The sequence below is a fragment of the Rhodococcus sp. P3_B8 genome (assembly GCF_056402775.1).
Genome location: NZ_JBFUGT010000463.1, coordinates 1 through 3,738 on the forward strand (window position 1 = coordinate 1; position 3,738 = coordinate 3,738).

Annotated in this window: 3 protein-coding genes and 3 pseudogenes; 4 read left to right on the forward strand and 2 right to left on the reverse strand. The window is 65.1% G+C overall.

The window, feature by feature from the left end:
* The 3 genes and pseudogenes from AC1D1G_RS42890 to AC1D1G_RS42900 all read left to right on the forward strand — a co-directional run.
* Positions 1 to 475 (forward strand): annotated as a pseudogene (locus AC1D1G_RS42890) (bifunctional 3-(3-hydroxy-phenyl)propionate/3-hydroxycinnamic acid hydroxylase); the annotation flags it as partial.
* A gap of 147 nt (positions 476 to 622) precedes the next feature.
* Positions 623 to 1,861 carry a fatty acid desaturase family protein gene (locus tag AC1D1G_RS42895; protein WP_477956675.1) on the forward strand — a complete coding sequence of 413 codons (1,239 nt, stop codon included), beginning with the start codon at positions 623 to 625 and terminating at the stop codon, positions 1,859 to 1,861.
* 266 nt (positions 1,862 to 2,127) lie between these two features.
* Positions 2,128 to 2,829, forward strand: a complete 702-nt coding sequence (locus AC1D1G_RS42900; protein WP_280780176.1) for an MspA family porin — start codon at positions 2,128 to 2,130, stop codon at positions 2,827 to 2,829.
* Between the two features lie 78 nt (positions 2,830 to 2,907).
* On the opposite strand, the gene AC1D1G_RS42905 is transcribed toward AC1D1G_RS42900, so the two are convergent.
* Positions 2,908 to 3,072, reverse strand: a complete 165-nt coding sequence (locus AC1D1G_RS42905; RefSeq protein WP_477956676.1) for a three-helix bundle dimerization domain-containing protein — start codon at positions 3,070 to 3,072, stop codon at positions 2,908 to 2,910.
* Between the two features lie 17 nt (positions 3,073 to 3,089).
* On the opposite strand from AC1D1G_RS42905, the pseudogene AC1D1G_RS42910 reads away from it, so the two are divergent.
* Positions 3,090 to 3,304: pseudogene (locus AC1D1G_RS42910) on the forward strand (MFS transporter); the annotation flags it as partial.
* A 247-nt stretch (positions 3,305 to 3,551) separates the two neighbouring features.
* On the opposite strand, the pseudogene AC1D1G_RS42915 reads toward AC1D1G_RS42910, so the two are convergent.
* Positions 3,552 to 3,738, reverse strand: a pseudogene (locus AC1D1G_RS42915) (4-hydroxy-2-oxovalerate aldolase); the annotation flags it as partial.

The window sequence follows — 3,738 nt, forward strand, 5'->3', positions numbered from 1 at the left end:
GGCCATGACCGAAGGCGGCGAACTCGGTAACCTCATCCGTCGCATCGTCGTACCACTGCTGCACCGTATCCCGGGTCTCGGCGACAAGATCATGGACGGCGAAACCCCGGCCCTTCACCGCTCCACTCTGATAGAACGACCTCGACTGCGCAGAAGCCGAGCGGGCCGCCTGATCCCGAATCCGGACCTCGACCAGGGTCGCCGATTCGCCGAGGTCGTCGGCGGCCGGTTCGCGGTCGTCACTTCCCTCTCCCCGACCCCGACACAACGCACCGACATCGAACAACGCGGTGGCACAGTCCTGCTGGCTCGACCCGGCACCGATCTGCACCGCTGGCTACGCCGCGCCCGCGCCCGCGCCGCCATCATCCGGCCCGACGGCACCGTCCTCAGTAGCGGCAACGACCTGTCTGCCCTCTGCACCACCCTCCCCCGCTTCCACACCGACCACGTGCCGACGTTCCTCACCCAGTGACCCACCCCAGCAGGCGCGAGCACGCGATATTCGCTCGTCCCGTGCACCATTCGACATCGAAAATTGCTGCGTACCAGTCGAAGTGATTCGCATCATAAAATACTCGCCCGTAACCTACGGGACCGTAACTTACGGTATCGTAGGTGCATGGCGATATCGGACATCGAGGAATATGCACACCTGACACGCGCCGACGTCGAGGCCATCGGCCGCGACCTGGATGCGATCCGACGAGACATCGAGGAATCCCGCGGTGCACGCGACGCCCGGTACCTCCGCAACACCATCCGGCTGCAACGCGGCCTGGAACTCGGCGGCCGGGCGGTGCTCTTCGGTTCCCGCAAGCGCTCGCTGTGGGTGCTGGGCACCGGGATGCTCTCGTTGTCGAAGATCATCGAGAACATGGAGCTCGGGCACAACGTGATGCACGGGCAATGGGACTGGATGAACGATCCCGAGGTGCACTCCGTGAACTGGGAATGGGACAACGCCGATCCGTCGGCGCACTGGAAGATCACCCACAACTACGCGCACCACAAATACACCAACGTCCTCGGCATGGACGACGACGTGGGCTTCGGCCTGCTCCGCGTCACCCGTGACCAGCGCTGGAAGCCCTTCTACCTCGGCAACCTCGCCTACAACGCGATTCTCGCGGCGCTGTTCCAATACGGCCTCGCCATCCAATTGCTCGAACTGGGCAAAGTGACCCGAGGCGGCCGGGACGACCGTGAACTCACCAAGACGCGCGGCAAGGAAGTGCTCGCCAAGCTCGGCAGGCAGACACTCAAGGACTATGTCGTGTACCCGGCACTGACGGGCAAGGCATGGAAGTCCACCGCAAAGGCGAACGCGACCGCCAACCTCGTCCGCAACCTGTGGACCAACGCCGTAATCTTCTGCGGCCACTTCCCGGACGGCGCCGAGAAATTCACCAAGACCGACGTCGACAACGAGACGCACGCCCAGTGGTACCTGCGGCAGATGCTCGGTTCCGCCAACATCTCGGGCGGCCCCGTCATGGACTTCATGACCGGCAACCTGAGCTACCAGATCGAGCACCATATTTTCCCGGACCTGCCCTCCAACCGCTACCACGAGATCTCGATCCGCGTGAAGCAGCTATGTGACAAGTACGACCTGCCGTACACGACCGGCCCGCTCGCGGTGCAGTACTGGAAGTCGTGGCGGACCATCGCGAAACTCTCGCTTCCCGACAAGTACCTCACCGACACCCGCGACGCCGCACCAGAGACCGCGTCCGAATCCGGGTTCGGCGGTCCTCCCGCCACCGATCCACTCACCGGCCGCCGCATCGGCCTGGCGACGACGATCACGAAGACGCGCAAACGCGGTCCCGTCCGCCGAATCCTCGGAATGCGCTGATCAGCAGCTATTCCGGGCTGCTGCGCTGGGTGAACGTTCTCGGGAGTCTCGGTGGTCGAACGCCCGGCGCGCGCTACGACTGACCTGCCCCGCACGCTCGCCGTCGTCGACCGGCCCATCGTGCCACGAACAACCAGGTCAGCGGTGGCGGACCGCACGAAACGCTCGTGAACTTCTGAACAACACGAAGACGGCGAGGGGCTTGAATGGTTACGCTTCGCATGCTTTYTCGTATCGGTTGCAGTACGTACTGAATGGGGATCGGCATGACGAACATCAGCACAGCTCCACCCGGACACAGATCCTTCACCCGCCTGGCGGCGGTCGCAGGTATCGCCGTACTTGCCATGGTGATGGGTAACGGCACCGCCGCGGCCGGTGTCGACAACTCCAGTTCCGTCATCGACGCGGACGGCAACCGCATCGAGGTCCTGCAGGGCGACACGCAGTATCAGGTCGTTCCGCCGCTCGACGGCGTACCGACCAGCGTCGAGTTCTTCCACAACGGATACGCCGGGGTGAACATCAGCGGCCCCGACGCCGCGGAATTCGAGGGCACACAACTGACCGTCGGATACCAGATCGGCTACCCGGTTGCGCTGGCAGGTGCGACCATCGTCCTCAATTCGCCCGGCCTGGGGTTCGCGATCGGGTCGGACACCGGCATCGACCTGGGGCTTATCCCCGACTTCACGCTGGATCTGAGCGCGGGGACCAACGTGGAGCTGGCGGGTGACATCATCCCGTCGCAGGAACTGGACATCGACCTGGAGCCGGGCGGTATCACCGAGGTCCCGCTGCTCGAGGGTCAGGAGTTCGACGGACCCGAGGCGCTGGTGCGGATGCAGGGCGTTCACGGTTCCATCTCCGGAGCGATCGGACCGGTCACCATCCGGCCGTATGCGAAGGCCGTCACAGCCAACGGCGACACCGTCATGACCTACGGTGTGCCGCAGAAGCTCAACTGAGAGAGAACACGAACAGGTTTCGGTGAAACACGTCGGGTCGCCATCTCGATCGTGGATGGCGACCCGACGCGACCACGCCTACGACGTCACCAGTTCCCGGATCTTCTCGCGGGCAGCCCGCTCGACGAGCAGGGGCACGAAGTCGCGTACCTTCCGGTCCGCGAAGTGGCTGTGCGCGGAGCGCACGACCTCTTCGATGGCCTCCCTGGAGATGTCCGGGTGACGCGTCTCCAGGCGATCGATGACTTGGTGACGTGGGGCTCACGATGACCTGGGTTGCGGGGCTGGTCCCGCCCCCGAACCGCGCCTCCGCGCTCTCCCTTCGCCTGACCGGCAATCGACTCGGACAAGTCTTCATCCCGCTCACCGCCGGCGCAATCGCAGGCTCCGCCGGCGCCGTCGCCGTCTTCGTGCTGACCGGTGGGCTCCTCGCCCGGCGGCGATCTCGACCTGGCTGGCGCTCGCGAGAGGCTGACATTGCTCTCTCCCCCACCCCACTCGGTCGATCGAGCAGCTCGCCCTCATCGTTGCGCCGCAACCCAACCGCGTTTCCAGAACGGTTGTGGCAGTCCTGGCTCGACGAGGGTCACCGAGCAGAGCGCGATGCCCGCGTACCCGTTCTGACGACATGGCACGCACCCTGGCGTCGCCGTTGCATGCTCGTGCGAACCGGCGGCTCACTGAGCGGTGGGAGTCCGAATCTCCTTTCACTGCAGCCGGACTCAGCTCGCTGCGGGCTCAGGGTTCGTGGCGAGCAGGTCGAGTGTGATGTCGACGATGAGGTCTTCCTGTCCGCCGACGAGGCCGCGGCGGCCGACTTCGAGGAGGATGGTGCGCACGTCGATGCCGTACCGCTGGGATGCGGCTTCGGCGTGCCGGAGGAAGGACGAGTACACGCCGGCGTAGCCG

Coding starts and splice junctions, on each gene's coding strand:
- AC1D1G_RS42895 (WP_477956675.1), top strand. CDS start 623: ATGGCGATATCGGACATCGAGGAATATGCACACCTGACACGCGCCGAC.
- AC1D1G_RS42900 (WP_280780176.1), top strand. CDS start 2,128: ATGACGAACATCAGCACAGCTCCACCCGGACACAGATCCTTCACCCGC.